This is a genomic window from Neoroseomonas oryzicola, assembly GCF_012163135.1.
GTDB lineage: Bacteria > Pseudomonadota > Alphaproteobacteria > Acetobacterales > Acetobacteraceae > Neoroseomonas > Neoroseomonas oryzicola.
Window position 1 is genome coordinate 1,125,129 of sequence record NZ_JAAVUP010000001.1, and the last position, 19,591, is coordinate 1,144,719.

The following is a 19,591-nucleotide window of genomic DNA, read 5'->3' on the forward strand; positions in this document are numbered from 1 at the left end:
GGGGGGCTCAGAAATCGAGGTTGGCGTAGTGATCCGGCGGCTCGAGGCCGCTGACCCGGTCCGCCAGCAGCGGCCGGAAGGACGGGCGCGACTTCACCCTCGCATACCAGTCCTTCGCCCCCTCGCTCAGCGACCAGTCGATGTCGCCGATGTAGTCGAGGGCCGAGAGATGCGCCGCCGCCGCGAGGTCGGCAAGCGAGAGCATCGGCCCCGCCAGCCAGGGCCGCGTCTCGGCCAGCCAGCCGAGATAGGCGAGGTGCGGCTTGAGATTGGCGTAGCCCGCGCGGATCGAGGACGCATCCGGATTGCCGCGCCCCATGGCCCGCTTGAACTGCTTTTCGTAGAGCAGGTTCATGCCGACCTCGGCGTGGAACTTGCCGTCGAACCAGGCGACCAGGCGCCGCACCTCGACGCGCTCGGCCAAGGTCCGGCCGAGCAGCGGCGTGTCCGGATAGGCCTCATCGAGGTATTCGCAGATCGCGTAGGAATCCGGGATGGTGAGGCCGTTGTCCTCCTGCAGCACGGGCACGGTGCAGGCGGGGTTCATGGCCAGGAAATCGTCGCGCCGTTCCCACACGCGCTCGATGCGCAGGTCGAAGGGAATGCGCTTCTCCGCCAGGGCGAGACGGACCTTGCGGGAGAAGGGCGAGAGGGGAAGGTGGAACAGCAGCCTCACGATGCGGGGCTTATGCCATCCGGCCCCGCATCGCGCAAAGCCTCGCGGTCAGATTCGCCTGGCGCAGGCGAGGAAGGCCTCGGTCACCGCGCGCGTCCCGCGCAGGTCGGCCGACCAGGGCGTGACGTTCTCGCCGGGGAACAGCACCTGCATCCGCAACCCGAGGGCGAAGGCCTCGACGAAGTTCATGAAGTTCTGGAAGGCACCCTGGTAGGAGGCCTCGATCATGTCGGCGCGGCTGGTGCCGTGGTAGTTGAGCTCCGCGCGGCGGCTGTCGATCGCGATGACGATGCGCCCCGTCGCGGCCTGGCGAACGTTCCAGCTGCGGTCGCCCACCTGGACGAAGCCGTGCAGGTTGCCCTGCATCCGCTCCACCTTGATCCAGAAGAAGCGGCCGAGGCGGTTGGCATCCGTCCCCATGCCGCAGAGCGGCCCGTTCTCGGTCTGCGCGACATAGGCGCGCCAGCCATTGACCGCCGCGATGTCGCGGACCTGCGCCGAGGCCGGCGCCGAAAGGGCGAGGACGGCCGCAAGGGCCAGGGCCAGGAAACGCATGCGCTGCTCCTTTCGTCCGTCCGGGAGGCCGGCGTCACGGACGGAACATGACAGGCAGGACATGCGGACGGAAGGTGGGCGGCCGCCGCCCGGTGAAGCGATTCACCGGGCGGCGTGCGCAGGATCACTCGGCGGCGACGGCGTCCGCATCGCGCATCGGCACCGGCAGGTACTTCACGTATTCCTTCGGCACGACATGCCAGAAGCGGCCACGCTCGGTCGCCCATTCGTTCAGCAGGCGGGCGGCGAAGCGGCTGCCGGTCTCCGCGACATGCCGGGCGATCAGGTCGCACAGCACACCTTCCCAATGCGGGTGGGAGACGCGGTTCCAGACCAACGTGTCCGGATTGACGCGCAGTTCGAAATTGTCGTCGGCGTCGTAGACGAAGGCGTGGCCGCCGGTGAAGCCGGCGCCGAAATTGTCGCCCACGGCGCCGAGGATCACGACCGTGCCGCCGGTCATGTACTCGCAGCCATTGGCGCCGCAGCCCTCGACCACCGCGGTGGCGCCGGAATTGCGCACCGCGAAGCGCTCGCCCGCCTGGCCGGCGGCAAACAGCTCACCGGCCGTCGCGCCATAGAGGCAGGTGTTGCCGATGATCGTGTTCTCGTTCCACACCAGCGGCGAGGACGGCGCCGGGCGCACCACGATGGTCGCGCCAGACAGGCCCTTGCCGACATAGTCGTTGGCGTCGCCGAAGACTTCCAGCTTGAGGCCCCGCACGCCGAAGGCGCCGAGCGACTGGCCGGCGGACCCGCGCAGCCGGACGCTGAGATGGCCGGGCTGCAGGCCGCTCATCCCGAACTGGCGCGTGATGCGGGACGACACCTTGGTGCCGATCGCACGATGCGTGTTCCGGATGTTGTACTGCAGTTGCATCTTCTCGCCGTGGCGGAACAGAGCGTCGGCGTCGCGGATCATCTCCGCGTCCAGCGTCTCCGGCACCTCGTTGCGGCCTTCGAGGGTGCAATAGGCGGCATGCGGGCCGGCATCGGCCTGCACCAGCAGCGGGTTGAGGTCGAGGTCGTCGAGGTCCTCCGACCCGCGGCTGACCTGCTGCAGCAGATCGGTCCGCCCGATGATGTCCGTGAGCTTCCGGAAGCCGAGCGAGGCGAGGATCTCGCGCACCTCCTCCGCCACGAAGGAGAAGAGGTTGATCACCTTCTCCGGCGTGCCGGTGAACTTCTGGCGCAGGGCTTCGTCCTGCACGCAGACGCCGACGGGGCAGGTGTTGGAGTGGCACTGGCGGACCATGATGCAGCCCATGGCCACGAGCGAGGCGGTGCCGATGCCGAATTCCTCGGCCCCCAGCATCGCCGCGATCACCACGTCGCGCCCGGTCTTGATGCCGCCATCGGTGCGCAGCTTCACGCGGTGGCGCAGCCGGTTCAGCAGCAGCACCTGGTGGGTCTCGGAAAGGCCCATCTCCCACGGCAGCCCGGCATACTTGATGGAGGATTGCGGCGAGGCGCCGGTGCCGCCCGAATGGCCGGACACCAGGATCGCATCCGCCTTCGCCTTGGCGACGCCGGCGGCGATGGTGCCGATGCCCGAACGGCTCACGAGCTTCACGCAGACCGATGCATCCGGGTTGATCTGCTTGAGGTCGTAGATGAGCTGCGCCAGGTCCTCGATCGAGTAGATGTCGTGGTGCGGCGGGGGCGAGATCAGCGTCACGCCCGGCGTCGAATGCCGCAGCTTCGCGATCAGCCCGGTCACCTTGAAGCCGGGCAGCTGCCCGCCCTCGCCGGGCTTGGCACCCTGGGCGACCTTGATCTCGATCTCGCGGCAGTTGTTGAGGTATTCCGCGGTCACGCCGAAGCGACCCGACGCGATCTGCTTGATGGCGGAATTGGCGTTGTCGCCGTTCGACCGCGGCTTGGCGCGCGACGGATCCTCGCCGCCCTCGCCGCTGTCCGACTTCGCGCCGATGCGGTTCATCGCGATCGACAGCGTCTCATGCGCTTCCGGGCTCAGCGCGCCGAGCGAGATGCCGGGCGCGACGAGGCGCTTGCGGATCTCGGTGATGCTCTCGACTTCCTCGAGCGTGACCGGCGTGCGGCCTTCCATCCGGAAGTCGAGCAGGTCGCGCAGCGCGACGGGCGGCAGCTTCCGCACCGCGTCGGAATAACGCTTGAAGGTCTGGTAGCTGTCGGTCTCGACCGCCTTCTGCAGCGTGTGGATCAGGCTGCCGTCGAAGGCGTGCACCTCGCCGCGCCGGCGCAGCTTGTACAGGCCGCCGACCGGCAGGGTGATCGCACCTTCCTGCCAGGCCTTCTCGTGCAGCGCGAGGAGGCGCCGCGCGATGCCCGACAGGCCGATGCCGGAGATGCGCGACGGCGTGCCGGGGAAGAATTCCGCCACCAGCGCGCGCGACAGGCCGATCGCCTCGAAGTTCATGCCGCCGCGGTAGGAGGACAGCACGCCGATGCCCATCTTGGACATCACCTTCAGCAGGCCCTTGTCCACCGCCTTCTTGTACTTCGCGACGGCGTCCCCCAGGCCGACATTGCCGAACAGGCCGCGGCGGTGGCGGTCGGCGATGCTCTCCTGCGCGAGATAGGCGTTGACCGTCGTCGCCCCCGCGCCGATCAGCACGGCGAAGTAGTGCACGTCCATGCACTCGGCGGCGCGCACATTGAGCGAGGTGAAGGTGCGCAGCCCGTGCTTGACCAGGTGCGTCTGGACCGCGCCGACCGCGAGGATCATCGGGATGGCGGCGCGCTCCTGGCCCTGCGCCTCATCGGTCAGGATCACGTGGGCGCAGCCCGAGCGCACGCCCTCCTCCGCCTCGCGGCGGATGCGCTCGATGGCGCGGCGCAGGCCGGTCTCATCCTCCTCGACCGGCCAGGTGCAGTCCACCGTGCAGACGGTCGCACCCATATAGGCGCGCATCGCCTCGAACTGCGCGTTGGACAGGACCGGGCTGTCCAGCATCAGCATGTCGCACTGGGTTGGGTCCTCGTCGAGGATGTTCCCGAGATTCCCGAGGCGCGTCTTCAGCGTCATCACCCGCGTCTCGCGCAGCGAGTCGATGGGCGGGTTGGTCACCTGGCTGAAGGTCTGGCGGAAATAGTGGTGCAGGCCGCGATACTGCGTGGACAGCACCGCGATCGGCGTGTCGTCGCCCATCGAGCCGACCGCCTCGTTCGCATCCTCGGCCATGGGATGGAGGATCTGCTCGAGCTCCTCGAGCGTGTAGCCCATCGCGAGCTGGCGGCGGCGCAGTTCCTCGACCGCGAAATGGGCGCGCTCGTCGCCCTCGGCCTTCACGATCTCGTCGATGCGCGTGGTGCGCGCGGTCCACTTGCCGAACGGCTTGCGGCCGGCGAGCAGGTCCTTCAGCGCACGGTCCTCGTAGAAGACGCCTTCCTCGAGGTCGACGCCGATGCACTGGCCCGGGCCGACGCGACCCTTCTGGACCACGCGATCCTCGGCCACCTTCACCATGCCGGTCTCGGAGCCGACGATCAGCAGCCCGCCATCGGTGATGGTGAAGCGCATCGGACGCAGGCCGTTGCGATCCAGGCCCGCGACCACCCAGCGGCCGTCGGTCGCAGCGATCGCCGCCGGGCCGTCCCAGGGTTCCATCACCGCGTTGCAGTACATGAACAGCTCGCGGTGGTTCTCCGGCATGGTCGCGTTGTTGCCGGTGCTCTCGGGGATGAGCATGGCCTTGGCCATGGGCGCATCGCGCCCGCCACGGACCAGCAGCTCGAAGACGTTGTCGAGCGTCGCGGTGTCGGAGCCGCCCGCCTGCACGATCGGCTTCAAATCGTCCATGAAGGGATCGAGCAGCGGATGGGAGAGCCGCGTCTCGTGGCTCTTCATCCAGTTGGCGTTGCCGTGCAGCGTGTTGATCTCGCCGTTGTGGGCGAGCATCCGGAACGGCTGCGCCAGGCGCCAGGTCGGGAAGGTGTTGGTGCTGTAGCGCTGGTGGTAGATCGCGAAGCGCGACACGAAGCGCGCATCGAGCAGGTCCGGGTAGAACTCCGTCAGGCTCTCCGCGAGGAACATGCCCTTGTAGATGACCGAGCGCGCCGACAGCGAGCACAGGTATAGCTCGGGTATCTGCGCGGCGATCGCCTGCTTCTCGATGCGCCGGCGGATCACGTACATGTCGCGCTCGGCGGTCGCGATCTCGCGCTGCTCGGGATCCCAGATCAGGATCTGCTCGATCTCGGGCCGGGTCGCGTTCGCCTTCTCGCCGATGCAGGTGACGTTGATCGGCACCTGGCGCCAGCCATAGATGTTGTAGCCGGCGTTGAGGATCTCGGTCTCGATGATCTGGCGGCAGCGTTCCTGCGCGCCGAGGTCGGTCTTGGGCAGGAAGACCATGCCGACGGCGATGCGGCCCGGGCGCAGCTTGTCGCCGCCGCGTTCGACCACCTCGGCAAAGAGGTCCTGCGGGATCTCGACATGGATGCCGGCGCCGTCGCCGGTCTTGCCATCCGCATCCACGGCGCCGCGGTGCCAGACCGCCTTCAGCGCGTCGATGCCGGCCTGCACCACCTCGCGGCTCGGCTTGCCGTTCAGGGCGGCGACGAGGCCGACCCCGCAGGCATCATGCTCGGTCAGGTCGATATGCGCCGCGGAGGCCAGCAGGTCGCGGCCGCGCGCGTAGGATTCGACATAGGCGGAACCGGTCTCGTGCTGCGTCATGGCGGTCACTCCGCGGCCATGGCCGGGGCCGCGCCCCGTGCCTGGATGAACTGGTGGATCTGCTCGGCGACGTCGCGCCCGTCCCGGATGCCCCAGACGACGAGCGAGGCGCCGCGCACGATGTCGCCGGCGGCAAACACGCCGGGCAGCGCGGTCATCATGGTGCGGTGGTCGATCTTCAGCGTGCCCCAGCGCGTCACCGTGAGCTCGGGCTCGCCGAAGGCGGCGGGCAGGTCCTCGGGGTCGAAGCCGAGCGCCTTGATGACCAGGTCGGCACGCAGGTTGAAATGCGCCCCGGCGATCGGTTCGACCTGCTGGCGGCCGGTCGCGTCCGGCAGGCCGAGATGCATCCGCTGCGCGCGCACGCCGTCCACCTTGCCCTCGCCGAAGAAGGCCTCCGGCGCCGCGAGCCATTCGAAGCGCACGCCTTCTTCCTCGGCGTTCTTCACCTCGCGCATCGAGCCCGGCATGTTCGCCTTGTCGCGGCGATAGAGACAGGTCACCGAAGCGGCACCCTGGCGGACCGCGGTGCGCACGCAGTCCATTGCGGTGTCGCCGCCGCCGACCACGACCACATGCTTGCCCTCGGCGTTCAGCGCGCCGCTCTCGAAATCGGGCACGTCGTCGCCGAGGCCCTTGCGGTTCGACGCGATCAGGTAGTCGAGCGCGGCGACGACGCCGGGCAGGCCCGCGCCGGGGTTGTCGATGTCGCGCGCCTTGTAGACGCCGGTCGCGACGAGGATCGCGTCATGGCGCTGGCGCAGTTCGCCCAGCGTGACGTCCTTGCCGACCGCGGTGTTCATGCGGAACTGGATGCCGCCCATCACGTACTGCTTCCAGCGGCGGACGACGATGTCCTTCTCCAGCTTGAAGTTCGGGATGCCGTAGATCATCAGCCCGCCGGCGCGGTCGTGGCGGTCGTAGATCGTCACCTGGTAGCCGAGCGTCCGCAGGCGCTCCGCCGCGGCCATGCCGGCCGGGCCCGCGCCGATGATGCCGACGGATTGCTGGCGCTCGCGCACCGGCATCGGCGGCTTGACCCAGCCCTTCTCCCAGGCGGTGTCGGTGATGAACTTCTCGACGGCGCCGATGGTGACGCTGTCGAAGCCCTTCTCGATGACGCAGTTGCCCTCGCACAGGCGGTCCTGCGGGCAGACGCGGCCGCAGATCTCGGGGAAGGTGTTGGTGCCGGCGGCGACCTCGTAGGCCTCCTCAAGCCGGCCTTCCGCCGTCAGCTTCAGCCAGTCGGGGATGTTGTTGTTGAGCGGGCAGTGCACCTGGCAGAAGGGCACGCCGCATTGCGAGCAACGCGAGGCCTGCTGGGACGCGGCATCGGCGGCGAAGGCCTGATAGACCTCGCCCCAGTCGGCGCGGCGTTCGGACGCGTCGCGCTTGTCCGGCTGCCGCTGCTGCAGGCGGACGAACTGGAGCATCTTCTCGGCCATGCGAAACCCCCGCGGGACTGTGTCGACCCCGGCGGGGCGCAGGCATGAAGGATGCTGCGCTGCATCAGGGGCGGAGGGTCAGATAAGGCAACAAATCCGGCAGCGCGAGTCCTTTCTGCACCGATAGGTCAGTTTTTTTGCCCTATTATGGTCTCCACACCCGCCGGACCGATGTTCCGTGAGAGAACTGCCCAGTTCTTATGTCCGATTCGGACATTTCAGCCCGCAAGTCGTTGCTGTCGCTGACCCCCCGGTCGGTAGCGCGCCAGGTAGGCCGGCGCGATCGCCTCCGCCGCCTTCGCCTCGATGCCGAGATCTGCCAGGCCCAGGGCTCCCTCGCCCACCAGATTGTCCCGCCCGAGCAGGATCAACTGGTCACGGGTCAGGGGCGGCGTCGGCAGCATCTCCCCCAGCCGCGCCTGCAGCGCGACGAAACCCTGCGGCAGGTCGACCATGAAGCGGCTGCGATGCGCGTGCTCGCACACGAAACGCAGCACGTCCCGCATGCTCATCGCCCGCGGGCCGCCCAGTTCGTAGGTCCTGCCCATCGCGTCGGCGCGCGTCGCTGCGGCGAAGACGGCATCGGCGACGTCGCCGACATAGACCGGCTGGAAGCGCGTCTCGCCGGCGACCACCGGCATCACCGGCAGCAGTGCCGCAAGTGCCGCGAAGCGATTGAAGAACTGGTCCTCGGGCCCGAACACCACCGAGGGGCGCAGGATCGTGGCCGCCGGGAAGGCCGCGCGCACCGCCGCCTCCCCTGCCGCCTTGCTGCGGGCATAGAGGCTCTCGCTGTCGGCATCCGCGCCGATCGCCGAGACATGCACCAGCCGCGACACCCCGGCCGCCGCGGCGAGGCGCGCGACGCGCCCTGCGCCCTCGGCCTGGATGCGCGCGAAGTCGCCGGGCTTCTTCTCGAACAGGATGCCGACCAGGTTCACCACCACCTCGGCGCCGGCGACGGCGCGCGCGGCCGAGGCCTCGTCCGTCACCGAGGCCGAGACGGGCACCACCTGCCCGACATCGCCGAGCGTGCGCAGCCGCGCCGCCTTCTCGGTATCGCGCCCGGCGACGCGCACGATGAAGCCGGCGCGCGCGAATCGCTGCACGACGTGACGCCCGATGAATCCCGCACCACCGAAGACCGTCGCGACACGACGTCCCGCCATCGTCAGCACCCCCGATTTCCTTGTTCCGACGATATGGCACGCATCGCGCTGCATGAAAGTGCGGGCATGGCTTGACGACCTCTCCGCCCCCGCGTAAATCGCCGCCCTCGCCGCAAGGCGCCGGCCCCCTTGCCCAGGTGGCGGAATTGGTAGACGCGCAGGTTTCAGGTACCTGTGGCCGCAAGGCTGTGAAGGTTCGAGTCCTTTCCTGGGCACCACTCCCCGAGAGACAGTAGGCGAATGCCAGCCTCACCCGGGACCGGGCCGGGGCGATGTGGCCCCTGTCTGAGAGGTTTGGCGCGATCGTGGGCAGCACCCTTTTCACCCATGCCGGCGTGACCATCCGGTTGCACCGCAACGACCTGCCGGACGGGCTCGACCTCGGCCGCGTCGTCGCCATCGACACCGAGACGATGGGCCTCAACCCCCATCGCGACCGGCTCTGCCTGGTGCAGCTCTCCTCGGGCGACGGCACCGCGCATCTCGTGCAGCTCATCCCCGAGAACCTCGGCGGCCAGGGCTACGGCGCGCCGAACCTCAAGCGGATGCTGGCCGATCCCGCGGTGACGAAGCTGTTCCACTTCGCGCGCTTCGACGTCGCGGTGCTGTACCGGTATCTCGGCGTCACCACGGCACCGGTGGTCTGCACCAAGGTCGCCGCGAAGCTGGTGCGCACCTTCACCGACCGGCACGGGCTGAAGGATCTCTGCAAGGAGCTGCTCGGCGTCGACCTGTCGAAGCAGCAGCAAACCTCCGACTGGGGCGCGCCCGAACTCACGCCCGAGCAGCTCGCCTACGCCGCGTCCGACGTGCTGCACCTGCATGCGCTCTGGGCGAAGCTCGAGGGCCTGCTGAAGCGCGAGGGGCGCCTCGACATCGCCGAGGGCTGCTTCCGCTTCCTGCCCACGCGCGGGAAGCTGGACCTGCTGGGCTACGAGGATCCCGACATCCTGAGTCATTGATTGGTGCGCGCGACGGCGGGGCCGTCGCGCCCCTCAGACGCCGCGCATCCGCGAGGCTTGGCTTCGCGGCACGCGCAGCGGCGCCGCTTCAGTTGCGCGGCAGCCGCGCCACGCTCGGCGCATCCGGGTTCTGCGCCCGGTGCCGCAGCAGGTGGTCCGCGAGCACGATCGCCAGCATCGCCTCCCCCACCGGTACGGCGCGGATGCCGACGCAGGGGTCGTGGCGACCCTTGGTCTGCACCTCGACCTCCCGCCCCTGGCGGTCTACCGCCGCACGCGGCGTCAGGATCGAGCTCGTCGGCTTCACCGCGAAGCGCGCGACGATCGGCTGCCCGGTGCTGATGCCGCCCAGGATCCCGCCCGCGTGGTTCGACTGGTAGGCCACCGTGCCGTCCGGGTTCATCCGCATCTCGTCGGCATTGGCCGACCCGGTCAGCGCGGCGGCCCCGAAGCCATCGCCGATCTCGACGCCCTTCACGGCGTTGATCGACATCAGCCCCGCCGCCAGGTCGGAATCGAGCTTGCCGTAGATCGGCGCCCCGAGCCCCGGCGGCACGCCGTCGGCCACCACCTCGATCACCGCGCCGACCGAATCACCCGCCTTGCGGAGTTCCAGCAGCCGTTCCTCCCACCGCGCGGCGGCCGCGCGGTCGGGGCAGAAGAAGGCGTTCTCCTCCACCGCCGCCCAGTCCCAGCCGGCCGGATCCACCCAGTCCCCGCCGATCGAGACCAGCGCCCCGCGGATGCGCACCTCCGGCCCCAGCACCTTGCGCGCCACCGCGCCAGCCGCGACGCGCATCGCCGTCTCGCGCGCGCTCGACCGCCCGCCGCCGCGATAGTCGCGGATGCCGTATTTCAGTTCATAGGTGATGTCGGCATGGCCGGGGCGGAACCGCTCGGCGATCTCGGAGTAATCCTTGGACCGCTGGTCGGTGTTCTCGATGTGCAGGGCGATGGGCGTGCCCGTCGTCAGCCCCTCGAAGACGCCGGACAGGATGCGGACCTGGTCCGGTTCCTGCCGCTGCGTCACGAATTTCGACTGTCCCGGCCGGCGCTTGTCGAGCCAGGGCTGGATGTCGGCCTCGCTCAGCGCGATGCGGGGCGGCACGCCATCCACCACGCAGCCGATGGCCGGGCCGTGGCTTTCGCCCCAGGTGGTGACGCGGAACAGGTGGCCGAAGGAATTGTGGGACATGGGGTGCGCTTCAACAGCCGGCGGGTGGGATCTGGGCGGCGATGCAGGGTCCTCCGGGCGACCCTCCCATCGCCGTCAGCGGTCGAGGCGCGGCGCGCCGCGATAGACGCAGGTCAGCATGCCGAGCGGCACCCGGATCTCCTGGTTGCCCGGCCCGTCGATGCTCTCCGCCGTGGTCCGCTCGATAGCCATCGACTTCGTCATGTCGCAATACCGCGCCGCGATGGCGCCGAGCGGCTGGCCGGCATCGCTGAGGAACACCAGCGCATCCCCCGCGCGGCAGCGCAGGCGCAGGCGCGAATGCGCCTCCTCCTCGCTGACGCGCTGGCTTTCCGGGCCGGTGACGCGGACGGCGACCCAGCAGCGCCCCTCGTCGGGCAGTTGCGCCCGGGCCGGCAGGACGGTGCCGGCCGCCGGCAGGGCGGCCAGGACGGCGAGACGCAGCAGGGCGCGGCAGGACGGCGGTTTCATCGACCGCTGGGTTAGCCCGGACGGGGCGGCGGCTCAATGGCCAGGCGGAGGGCCTCAGCCCTTCTCGACTGTGATGTCCGGGGCGTCGGGGTTCTTCATGCCGACGATGTGGTAGCCGGAATCGACGTGATGGACCTCGCCCGTCACGCCCTGGGCGAGGTCAGACAGCAGGTAGAGGCCCGAGCCGCCCACTTCCTCGATCGTCACGTTCCGGCGCAGCGGCGAATTGTACTGGTTCCACTTCAGGATGTAGCGGAAGTCGCCGATGCCGCTCGCCGCCAGGGTCTTGATCGGTCCGGCCGAGATCGCGTTCACCCGGATCCCCCGCTCCCCGAGGTCGGTCGCCATGTAGCGCACCGAGGCCTCGAGCGCCGCCTTGGCCACGCCCATCACGTTGTAGTGGGGCGTGACACGCTCGGCGCCGAGGTAGGACAGCGTCAGCAGCGACCCGCCCCCTTCCATCAGCGCCGCCGCCCGCTGGCCGACCGCGACGAAGGAGAAGCAGGAGATGTCCATCGCCTGCAGGAAGGCCGCCCGCGGCGTGTCGAGGTAGCGCCCGCGCAGGAACTGCTTGTCCGCATAGCCGATGGCATGGACGAGGAAGTCGATCTTCCCCCAGGCCTTGCCGATGGCCGCGAAGGCCTCGTCCATGCTGGCGTCGTCGGCCACGTCGCAGGGCAGCACTAGGCTCGACCCCACGCTTTCGGCCAGCGGCCGGACACGCTTCTCGAGCGCCTCGCCCTGGTAGGTGAAGGCGATCTCGCCGCCCTGGGCGGCCACGGCCTGCGCGATGCCCCAGGCGATCGACCGGTCGTTGGCCACGCCCATGATCACCCCGCGCTTGCCCTGCATCAGGTTGCCGGAGGCGATCCGGGGCTCAGGCGCGGAGTCGTTCATCACTGGTGGGACCCGTCTTTGTCTGGCAGGGCAGGGGTGGTGCCATGGCGGGGTCCGCCGGGCAAGAGGTTCCCGCCCCCTTGCCGCCCCCGCCCCCCGCCCCGATACAGGCTCCACGAGGAGCACAGCGCATGGACGGCACCCCCACCAACGAGGATCCGATCGCCATCTTCGAGGCCTGGATGGCCGAGGCGGCGAAGACCGAACCCAACGACCCCAACGCCGTCTGCCTGGCCACCGCCACGCCGGACGGCTTCCCCTCCGCCCGCATGGTGTTGCTCAAGGGCGTCGATGCGCGGGGCTTCGTCTTCTACACCAACCTCGAGAGCCGCAAGGGCTCGGAACTGGCCGCCAACCCCAATGCCGCCCTGTGCTTCCACTGGAAGACGCTCGCGCGATCCGTCCGTGTCGAAGGCGCCGTCGAGCGCGTGACCGACGGCGAGGCCGATGCCTACTACGCCTCCCGCGCGCGGACCTCGCGCCTTGGCGCCTGGGCGTCGAAGCAGTCCCGGCCGCTCGAATCCCGCTTCGCGCTGGAAAAGGCCGTCGCCGAGTACGGGCTGAAATACGCGGTCGGCGAGATCCCGCGCCCGCCCCACTGGTCCGGCTTCCGCGTGCTGCCGCGGCGGATCGAGTTGTGGCGCGACATGCCGTTCCGCCTGCACGAACGCCGCGTCTTCCATCGTGACGGCACCGGTTGGCGGATCGAGACGCTCTACCCGTGACCATCCCCGCGGCGCAGGCCGAGGCGGCGGATCTCCTCGCCCGCCTCTCCGGCGCCGCGCCGGTCGAGACGCATATCTCGGCCGTCTATGTCGGCCGCGACACCGCCTGGAAGATGAAGAAGGCGGTCGCCCTCGGCTTCCTCGACTTCACCCGGCTCGAGGACCGGGCGCGCTTCTGCCGCCGCGAGCTGGACCTCAACCGCCCCCACGCCCCGGGCATCTACCGCGATGTGATCCCCCTCACCCGCGCCCCGGATGGTGCGCTGCGGGAAGGCGGGGACGGTCCGGCGGTGGAATGGGTGCTGCGCATGGCGCCGATTCCCGCCGGCGACTTCCTCGACCAGGTGCCGCCCACCCCGGCGCTGCTCGACGCCGTGGCCGACGCGGTCGCGGCGATGCATGCGGCGGCGGAACGGATACCGGTCGATGCGCCCGCGACGATGGGCGCGATCCTGGAGGGCAATGTCCCCTCGGCGCTGCGCGCGGGGCTCGATGCACCGCGCGTCGAGGCCTGGGCCGCCGCCGCACGGGCCGAACTCGCGCGCATCGCGCCGGTTCTGGCGGCGCGCTCGGCCGCAGGCTTCACGCGCCGCTGCCATGGCGACCTGCACCTGGGGAATCTCTGCCTCTGGGACGGCCGGCCGACGCTGTTCGACGCGCTGGAATTCGACGAGGCGCTGGCGCGCATCGATGTCGGCTACGACCTCGCCTTCCTCCTGATGGACCTCGACCTGCGGCATGGGCGCGCGGCGGCGAACCGGGTGCTGAACCGCTACGTCGCGCGCAGCGGCGATGCCGGCATCGTCGCAGGCCTGCCCCTCTGGCTGTCGATGCGGGCGATGATCCGCGCCCATGTCGAAGGCGCGCGGGGGCGCGACTGGCGTGCGCTGCTCGCGGCGGCGGAACAGCATCTCGTGCCCGCGCCGGCGCGCATGGTGGCGGTGGGCGGGCTGCAGGGCACCGGGAAGTCCACCATCGCCCGCGCCATCGCGCCGCTCCTCGGCCGCTGCCCCGGCGCGCTCGTGCTGCGCACGGACGAGATCCGCAAGCGTCGCTTCGGCCTCGCCCCCGAACAGCGCCTGCCGCCCGAGGCCTATGCCGAGGATGTGAGCCGTTCGGTCCACGCCGAACTCTTCGCCATGGCGCGCGATGCGCTCGCGGGCGGCCAGGCCGTGATCGCCGATGCCGTCTTCCTCGACCCCGCGCAGCGCGCCGCGGCCGAAGCGGCCGCGCGCGAGGCCGGCGTGCCCTTCGACGGCCTTTGGCTCGAGGCGCCGCTCGACCTGCTGCGCGCGCGCCTCGCGGCACGGCGCGACGATGCCTCGGATGCCAACGAGGCCGTGCTGCTGCGCGCCGCCGCCGTCGATCCCGGCCCGATCGCCTGGCACCGCATCGCCGCCGATGACGGCGCCCTTGCCGCCGCACTTGTAGCACTTGGCATGGAACGCCATTCCATGTGCTAGTGTTCGCACTCGACTGACGCAGAACGCAGCGAGGAAGGGGAGCTTCTGATCATGGCCTATCGCCGGCTGCTGCTGCCGCTGACCGGGACCGCCGCAGGCGAGGCGGCCCTCGCCACTGCGCTGATCACCGCGCGCGCCTGGGGCGCGCATGTCCATTGCCTGCATGTCCGCGTCGATGCGCGCGACGTCGCGCCGCTCGCCGGCGAAGGCCTCTCGGGCGCGATGATCGAGGAGATGATGGCCGCCACCGAGCGCGAGAGCGGCGAGCGCGCCGACCGCGTGCGCACCCTGTTCGAGAAGTTCACCTCCGGCCTCGGCGGCGTGACGCTCGCCGACAATCCCGACACCGCCGCCAAGACCGACGGCCCGACGCTGTCCTTCGAGGCCATCGCGGGGCGGGAGGAGGACATCGTCGCGCAGCAGTCGCGCCTCTATGACCTCGCCGTGGTGCCGCACCCCGAGGCGGGGGAGGACGTCTCCTCCTCCGACGCGCTGCACGCGATCCTGTTCGATTCCGGCCGCCCGGTCCTGATCGCCCCGCGCGTTGCCCCGGCCGACATCGGCAACCGGATCTGCGTCGCCTGGAACGGGACGGCGGAAAGCGCCGCGGCCGTCGCCGCCGCCCTGCCCTGGCTGCACAAGGCGGCCGCGGTGCGCATCCTCTGCGCCGACGAATACCAGCGCCGCGGGCCGAAGGCCGAGGGCATCCAGGCCTATCTGCGCTGGCACTCCATCAATGCCGAGATCGTTCCCTTCAAGCCGACGACGCGCGAAGTGGGCGCGGGCCTGCTCGGGGCGGTGCGCGATTTCGGGGCGGACCTGCTCTGCATGGGCGCCTATTCGCATTCGCGCCTGCGCCAGCTGATCCTCGGCGGCGTGACGCGCCACGTGCTCGAGAACGCCGAGATCCCCGTCCTGATGTGCCGCTGAGGCGCAACGCGGCGGCGGCCGGCCCCCCGGTGCCGCCGCCGCGCCGCCTCGCCGTCGGTCAGTTGCCGGGACCGACCAGCGTGATCTCGATGCGCCGGTTCTGCGCCCGGCCCTGCGGCGTGTCGTTCGACGCGATCGGGTTCGATTCGCCCCGCCCGTCGGCCGAGATCAGGTTCCGCGGTCCGCCTTCGCGGATCAGCGTGTCCGCCACGGTGTCGGCGCGGCGCGAGGACAGGTCGAGGTTCGAGCTGATCCCCATCCGGCGCAGTTCCGGCCCGACCGGGGTGTTGTCGGTGTAGCCCTCGACGATCACGCGGGTCTGCACCAGGCCCTGCAGGGTCGGGATCATCTTGCGCAGCTGCTGGCGCGCCGGTTCCTCGATGCGGTAGCCGCCGGAGGGGAACAGGATGCGGTCCGTCATGGTCACCCGCAGGCGGCCCTGCAGCATGCGGATCTCGGCCTCGTCCGCCGTGTAGCGGCCCTGGAGCTGCTGGTAGGCGCGCTCCAGCTCCTCGTAGCGTTCCATGGACACGCAGCCGGTCAGGCCGAGCAGCCCGAGCGCCGCGGGCGCCACGGCAAGCTTCAGGAAGGTGCGACGCATCTCGTTTGCTCCTGGTGGGACTGGGGCCCCAGTGTGACGCGTCCGGGGCCCGGCGACAGGAGCGAAACGAGATCCGTTTTCGGCAGGGTGCAAGCCCTTCCCTCATTCAGGGCATGAATGGGGGCGATTGGACCCCCGGCGTGGCGGCGGCGCGGGCCAAAGCCTATCTCGGTTGCCGAACGGCGGGCGCGGCCCGCCCCGAAACGGAGATCACGACCATGATCGACATCCGCCCCTTCTCGAGCCTCGGCAAGGCCAATTTCGGCTGGCTGAACGCCAACCACCACTTCTCCTTCGGCCACTACATGGACCCGCAGCGCATGGCATGGGGCCGGCTGCGCGTGTGGAACGACGACGAGATCGCGCCGGGCACCGGCTTCGACCCGCACCCGCACCGCGACATGGAGATCATCACCTACGTCCGCGAAGGTGCGATCACCCACAAGGACAACATGGGCAACGAGGGCCGCACCGAGGCCGGCGACGTGCAGATCATGTCCGCCGGCACCGGGGTGGTGCATGCCGAATACAACCTCGAGCCCACGACGACGCGCATCTTCCAGATCTGGATCATGCCCGACCGTCGCGGCGTGAAGCCGGCCTGGGGCGCGAAGCAGTTCCCGAAGGAGCAGCGCGAGGCGGGCTTCGAGGTGCTCGCTTCCGGCCGCACGCAGGATGGCGGCAACGGGGCCCTGCCGATCAACGTGGACGGCGCGGTGCTCGCGACCACGATGAAGAAGGGGCAGAGCCTGGTGCAGGCGCTCGCCCCGGGCCGCGCGGCCTACATCGTGCCGGCCCGCGGCGCGGTGACCGTCAACGGCGCACCCGCCTCGGCGCGCGATGGCATCGCCATCCGCGACGAGACGGAATTCACCATCACGGCGACCGAGGATGCCGAGCTGGTGATGGTCGAGGTGGCGGCGGACTGACCCGCCGGGTCGCGCGTACCGGCAAGGCGGCCTAGTCTTCGCGGAACGACCGCGGAGACGCCGCCATGCCGACCCTGCCCGACGGAACCCCGGTGCCCGCCCTTGGCCAGGGCACCTGGCACATGGGGGAGCTCGCCTCCCAGCGCCGGATCGAGGTCGATGCGCTCCGCCTCGGCCTCGACCTCGGCATGAGCCTGATCGACACCGCCGAGATGTATGGGGAGGGCGGGGCCGAGGAGGTGGTGGGCGAGGCCATCGCCGGCCGCCGGGACGGGGTCTTCCTCGTCTCCAAGGTCTATCCCCACAACGCGTCGCGCCGCGGCGCCGTCGCCGCCTGCGAGCGCAGCCTGAAGCGCCTGCGGGTCGAGACGATCGATCTCTATCTGCTGCACTGGCGCGGTTCGCATCCGCTCGCCGAGACGGTCGCCGCCTTCGAGGCGCTGAAGGCCGCCGGCAAGATCCGCCACTGGGGCGTGTCCAACTGCGACGTGGACGACCTCGAGGAACTCGGCGCCGCGCTGCCGGACTGCGCCACGGACCAGGTGCTCTACAGCCTCGAGCATCGCGGCGTGGAATTCGACCTGCTGCCCTTCTGCGCCCGCCACCGCATGCCGGTGATGGCCTATTCCCCGGTCGGCCAGGGCGGGCGGATGCTGCGCAACGCGGCGCTGGCCGAGGTCGCGCAGCGGCACGGCGTGACGCCGGCGCAGGTCGCCATCGCCTGGACCCTGCGCCACCCGCACGTCATCAGCATCCCGAAGGCTTCGGATCCGGCCCATGTGCGGCAGAACGCGGCCGCGCGGGACATTGCGCTGACCGCGGAGGACCTCGCGACGCTGGACCTCGGCTTCGCGCCGCCGACGAGGAAGCGAAGCCTCGCGATGCTGTAGGCGCGCGCCGGTTCCCTACCGGAAGACCGGCACCTCGTTCTCCTCGCTCGTATCCGGCATCGGCACCTCGATCCGCACGGTCGAGGGATCGACGCCGGTGCCCTTGTCGATCCAGTAGGTCACGCTCTCGGGCCAGAGGATCACGATCGCGACCAGCAGCAGCTGCAGCCCCACCCAGGGGATCGCACCCCAGTAGATGTCCCGCGACAGCACTTCCTTGGGCGCGATGCCGCGCAGGTAGAACAGCGCGAAGCCGAAGGGCGGGTGCATGAAGGACGTCTGCATGTTGATGCAGAGCAGCACGCCGAACCACACCAGGTCGATGTCGAGCTTCGCCGCCACCGGCGCCAGCAGCGGGATGATGATGAAGGCGATCTCGAAGAAGTCGAGGAAGAAGGCCAGGAAGAAGACGAAGATGTTGACGAAGACCAGGAAGCCCGTCTGACCGCCCGGCAGGTGCGACAGCAGGTGCTCGATCCAGTGGCTGCCGTCCACGCCCTGGAACACCAGGCTGAACACGGTCGCGCCGATCAGGATGAAGATCACCATGGAGGTGATCCGCATCGTGTTCGCCATCGCCTCGCGCATCAGCGTCCAGGTGAAGCGGCCGTTGATCATCGCCAGCACGACGGCGCCGACCGCGCCCATCGCACCCGCTTCCGTCGGCGTCGCGAGGCCCATGAAGATGGTCCCGAGCACCAGGAAGATCAGCACGACCGAGGGCACCATGCCCTTGAGCACGCGCCACCACAGCGCCCAGCCGCGCGGGCCCAGCGCCTCGTCCGGCAGGGGCGGCACCTTGTGGGGGGCGAAGATCGATACGCCCGCGATGAAGAGGATGAAGAGGAAGACCTGCAGGAAGGACGGCCCGATCGCGCCGGCATACATGTCGCCGACCGACTTGCCGAGCTGGTCGCCCAGCACGATCAGCACGAGCGAGGGCGGGATGACCTGCGTGATGGTACCGGATGCCGCGATCACGCCCGTCGCGATGCGCATGTCGTAGCCGTAGCGCATCATGATCGGCAGCGAGATCATGCCCATCGCGATCACGCTCGCCGCCACCGTGCCGGTGATGGCACCCAGCACCGCGCCCACCAGGATGACGGCATAGGCGAGCCCGCCCGGGATCTTGCCGAACAACTGCCCGGTGCCCTCGAGCAGGTCCTCCGCCAGGCCGCATCGCTCGAGGATCGCGCCCATCAGCGTGAAGAACGGGATCGACAGCAGCAGGTCGTTGGACAGGATGCCGAAGACGCGCAGCGGCAGGTTGCCGAGATAGGCGGTGGTGAAGAAGCCCATCTCGATCGACAGGAAGCCGAAGAACAGCCCGACCGCGGACAGCGAGAACGCCACCGGGAAGCCCATCAGCAGGAAGACCACCAGGCCGCCGAACATCAGCGGCGGCATGATTTCCAGGCTCAGCACGGTCCTACTGCTCCGGTCGGTGGTATTCGGCGAGGTGCGCCGCATCGGGCGCGATGCCCATCAGCGCGGCGACACGCTTCACCAGTTCGGACAGCCCCTGCAGCGTCACCAGCAGGAAGCCCAGCGGCAGTACCAGCTTGACGGGCCAGCGGATGAGACCGCCCGCGTTGGGCGACCCCTCCCCCCGCACCCAGGCGTCCCAGAAGAAGGGCCAGGTCATCCAGGCGAGCAGCGCCATGGCCGGCAGCAGGAAGAAGATGATGCCGAAGACGTCGATCCACAGTCGCGCCCGCGCGCTGACGCTGCCGTAGACGAGGTCGACGCGCACATGCTCGTTGCGTTCCAGCGTGTAGGACGCGCCGAGCATGACCACGCCGGCGAAGAGGTACCACTGCACCTCGAGCCAGGCGTTGGAGGACATCGAGAAGCCGTACCGGATCACCGCATTGCCCGCGCTGACCACGCAGGCCGCGAGCACCATCCAGTCCGCGATGCGTCCGAAGGCGGCGCTGACCGCATCCATCCCCCGGCTGAAGGCGAGCAGCGGCCTCATTCCCTGTTCCCCTGCGCCCCGGCGGCGTGCGTGGCCGGG

Annotated in this window: 17 protein-coding genes and 1 tRNA gene; 7 read left to right on the forward strand and 11 right to left on the reverse strand. The window is 69.9% G+C overall.

The window, feature by feature from the left end; translation table 11 throughout:
• Positions 1-7: 7 nt before the first annotated feature.
• From fzlA to GWK15_RS05555, 5 genes are all read right to left on the reverse strand, one after another.
• Positions 8-676, reverse strand: a complete 669-nt coding sequence (gene fzlA, locus GWK15_RS05535; protein WP_168039846.1) for an FtsZ-binding protein FzlA — start codon at positions 674-676, stop codon at positions 8-10.
• Positions 677-724: 48 nt separating this feature from the next.
• Positions 725-1,231 carry a hypothetical protein gene (locus tag GWK15_RS05540; protein WP_168039848.1) on the reverse strand — a complete coding sequence of 169 codons (507 nt, stop codon included), beginning with the start codon at positions 1,229-1,231 and terminating at the stop codon, positions 725-727.
• A 124-nt stretch (positions 1,232-1,355) separates the two neighbouring features.
• Positions 1,356-5,894, reverse strand: a complete 4,539-nt coding sequence (gene gltB / locus GWK15_RS05545; RefSeq protein WP_168039850.1) for a glutamate synthase large subunit — start codon at positions 5,892-5,894, stop codon at positions 1,356-1,358.
• A 5-nt stretch (positions 5,895-5,899) separates the two neighbouring features.
• Positions 5,900-7,339 carry an NAD(P)-dependent oxidoreductase gene (locus tag GWK15_RS05550; RefSeq protein ID WP_168039852.1) on the reverse strand — a complete coding sequence of 480 codons (1,440 nt, stop codon included), beginning with the start codon at positions 7,337-7,339 and terminating at the stop codon, positions 5,900-5,902.
• A gap of 218 nt (positions 7,340-7,557) precedes the next feature.
• Positions 7,558-8,508, reverse strand: coding sequence for a complex I NDUFA9 subunit family protein (locus GWK15_RS05555; protein ID WP_168039854.1), 951 nt, complete (start codon positions 8,506-8,508; stop codon positions 7,558-7,560).
• 131 nt (positions 8,509-8,639) lie between these two features.
• Between GWK15_RS05555 and GWK15_RS05560 the strand changes: the two genes are divergently transcribed.
• Positions 8,640-8,726 (forward strand) — tRNA-Leu (locus GWK15_RS05560).
• Between the two features lie 87 nt (positions 8,727-8,813).
• Positions 8,814-9,470: a ribonuclease D gene (locus GWK15_RS05565; RefSeq protein ID WP_338147196.1), complete on the forward strand. Its 657-nt coding sequence runs from the start codon at positions 8,814-8,816 to the stop codon at positions 9,468-9,470.
• Positions 9,471-9,558: 88 nt separating this feature from the next.
• Here the strand turns inward: GWK15_RS05565 and aroC are convergent, their stop codons facing one another.
• From aroC to fabI, 3 genes are all read right to left on the reverse strand, one after another.
• Positions 9,559-10,665 carry a chorismate synthase gene (aroC, locus tag GWK15_RS05570; RefSeq protein WP_168039858.1) on the reverse strand — a complete coding sequence of 369 codons (1,107 nt, stop codon included), beginning with the start codon at positions 10,663-10,665 and terminating at the stop codon, positions 9,559-9,561.
• Between the two features lie 75 nt (positions 10,666-10,740).
• Positions 10,741-11,136 carry a hypothetical protein gene (locus GWK15_RS05575; RefSeq protein WP_168039860.1) on the reverse strand — a complete coding sequence of 132 codons (396 nt, stop codon included), beginning with the start codon at positions 11,134-11,136 and terminating at the stop codon, positions 10,741-10,743.
• Between the two features lie 54 nt (positions 11,137-11,190).
• Entirely contained in the window at positions 11,191-12,033 is an 843-nt protein-coding gene (fabI, locus tag GWK15_RS05580) for an enoyl-ACP reductase FabI (RefSeq protein WP_168039862.1), read from the reverse strand.
• 131 nt (positions 12,034-12,164) lie between these two features.
• Between fabI and pdxH the strand changes: the two genes are divergently transcribed.
• Genes pdxH through GWK15_RS05595 form a run of 3 tightly spaced genes read left to right on the forward strand, consistent with a single transcriptional unit; the run spans position 12,165 to position 15,151 of the window.
• Positions 12,165-12,758: a pyridoxamine 5'-phosphate oxidase gene (pdxH, locus tag GWK15_RS05585; RefSeq protein ID WP_168039864.1), complete on the forward strand. Its 594-nt coding sequence runs from the start codon at positions 12,165-12,167 to the stop codon at positions 12,756-12,758.
• A complete protein-coding gene (locus GWK15_RS05590) occupies positions 12,755-14,221 on the forward strand; it encodes an AAA family ATPase (protein WP_168039866.1) in 1,467 nt (488 codons plus the stop codon). The genes pdxH and GWK15_RS05590 overlap by 4 nt, the downstream gene beginning before the upstream one ends.
• A gap of 51 nt (positions 14,222-14,272) precedes the next feature.
• Positions 14,273-15,151 (forward strand): universal stress protein, encoded by an 879-nt coding sequence (locus tag GWK15_RS05595; protein ID WP_168039868.1) that lies wholly within the window; start codon positions 14,273-14,275, stop codon positions 15,149-15,151.
• A gap of 58 nt (positions 15,152-15,209) precedes the next feature.
• Here the strand turns inward: GWK15_RS05595 and GWK15_RS05600 are convergent, their stop codons facing one another.
• Positions 15,210-15,752 carry an OmpA/MotB family protein gene (locus GWK15_RS05600; protein WP_168039870.1) on the reverse strand — a complete coding sequence of 181 codons (543 nt, stop codon included), beginning with the start codon at positions 15,750-15,752 and terminating at the stop codon, positions 15,210-15,212.
• 218 nt (positions 15,753-15,970) lie between these two features.
• On the opposite strand from GWK15_RS05600, the gene GWK15_RS05605 reads away from it, so the two are divergent.
• Complete coding sequence (locus tag GWK15_RS05605; RefSeq protein WP_168039872.1) at positions 15,971-16,681, forward strand: pirin family protein; 711 nt, start codon at positions 15,971-15,973, stop codon at positions 16,679-16,681.
• Positions 16,682-16,746: 65 nt separating this feature from the next.
• A complete protein-coding gene (locus GWK15_RS05610) occupies positions 16,747-17,571 on the forward strand; it encodes an aldo/keto reductase (protein ID WP_168039874.1) in 825 nt (274 codons plus the stop codon).
• 15 nt (positions 17,572-17,586) lie between these two features.
• On the opposite strand, the gene GWK15_RS05615 is transcribed toward GWK15_RS05610, so the two are convergent.
• Together GWK15_RS05615 and GWK15_RS05620 are read right to left on the reverse strand one after the other, a co-directional pair.
• The gene (locus tag GWK15_RS05615) at positions 17,587-18,999 is read right to left on the reverse strand and encodes a TRAP transporter large permease subunit (RefSeq protein WP_168039876.1); all 1,413 of its coding nucleotides are present in this window, start codon (positions 18,997-18,999) and stop codon (positions 17,587-17,589) included.
• A 4-nt stretch (positions 19,000-19,003) separates the two neighbouring features.
• A complete protein-coding gene (locus tag GWK15_RS05620; protein WP_168039878.1) occupies positions 19,004-19,552 on the reverse strand; it encodes a TRAP transporter small permease subunit in 549 nt (182 codons plus the stop codon).
• Positions 19,553-19,591: the final 39 nt, after the last annotated feature.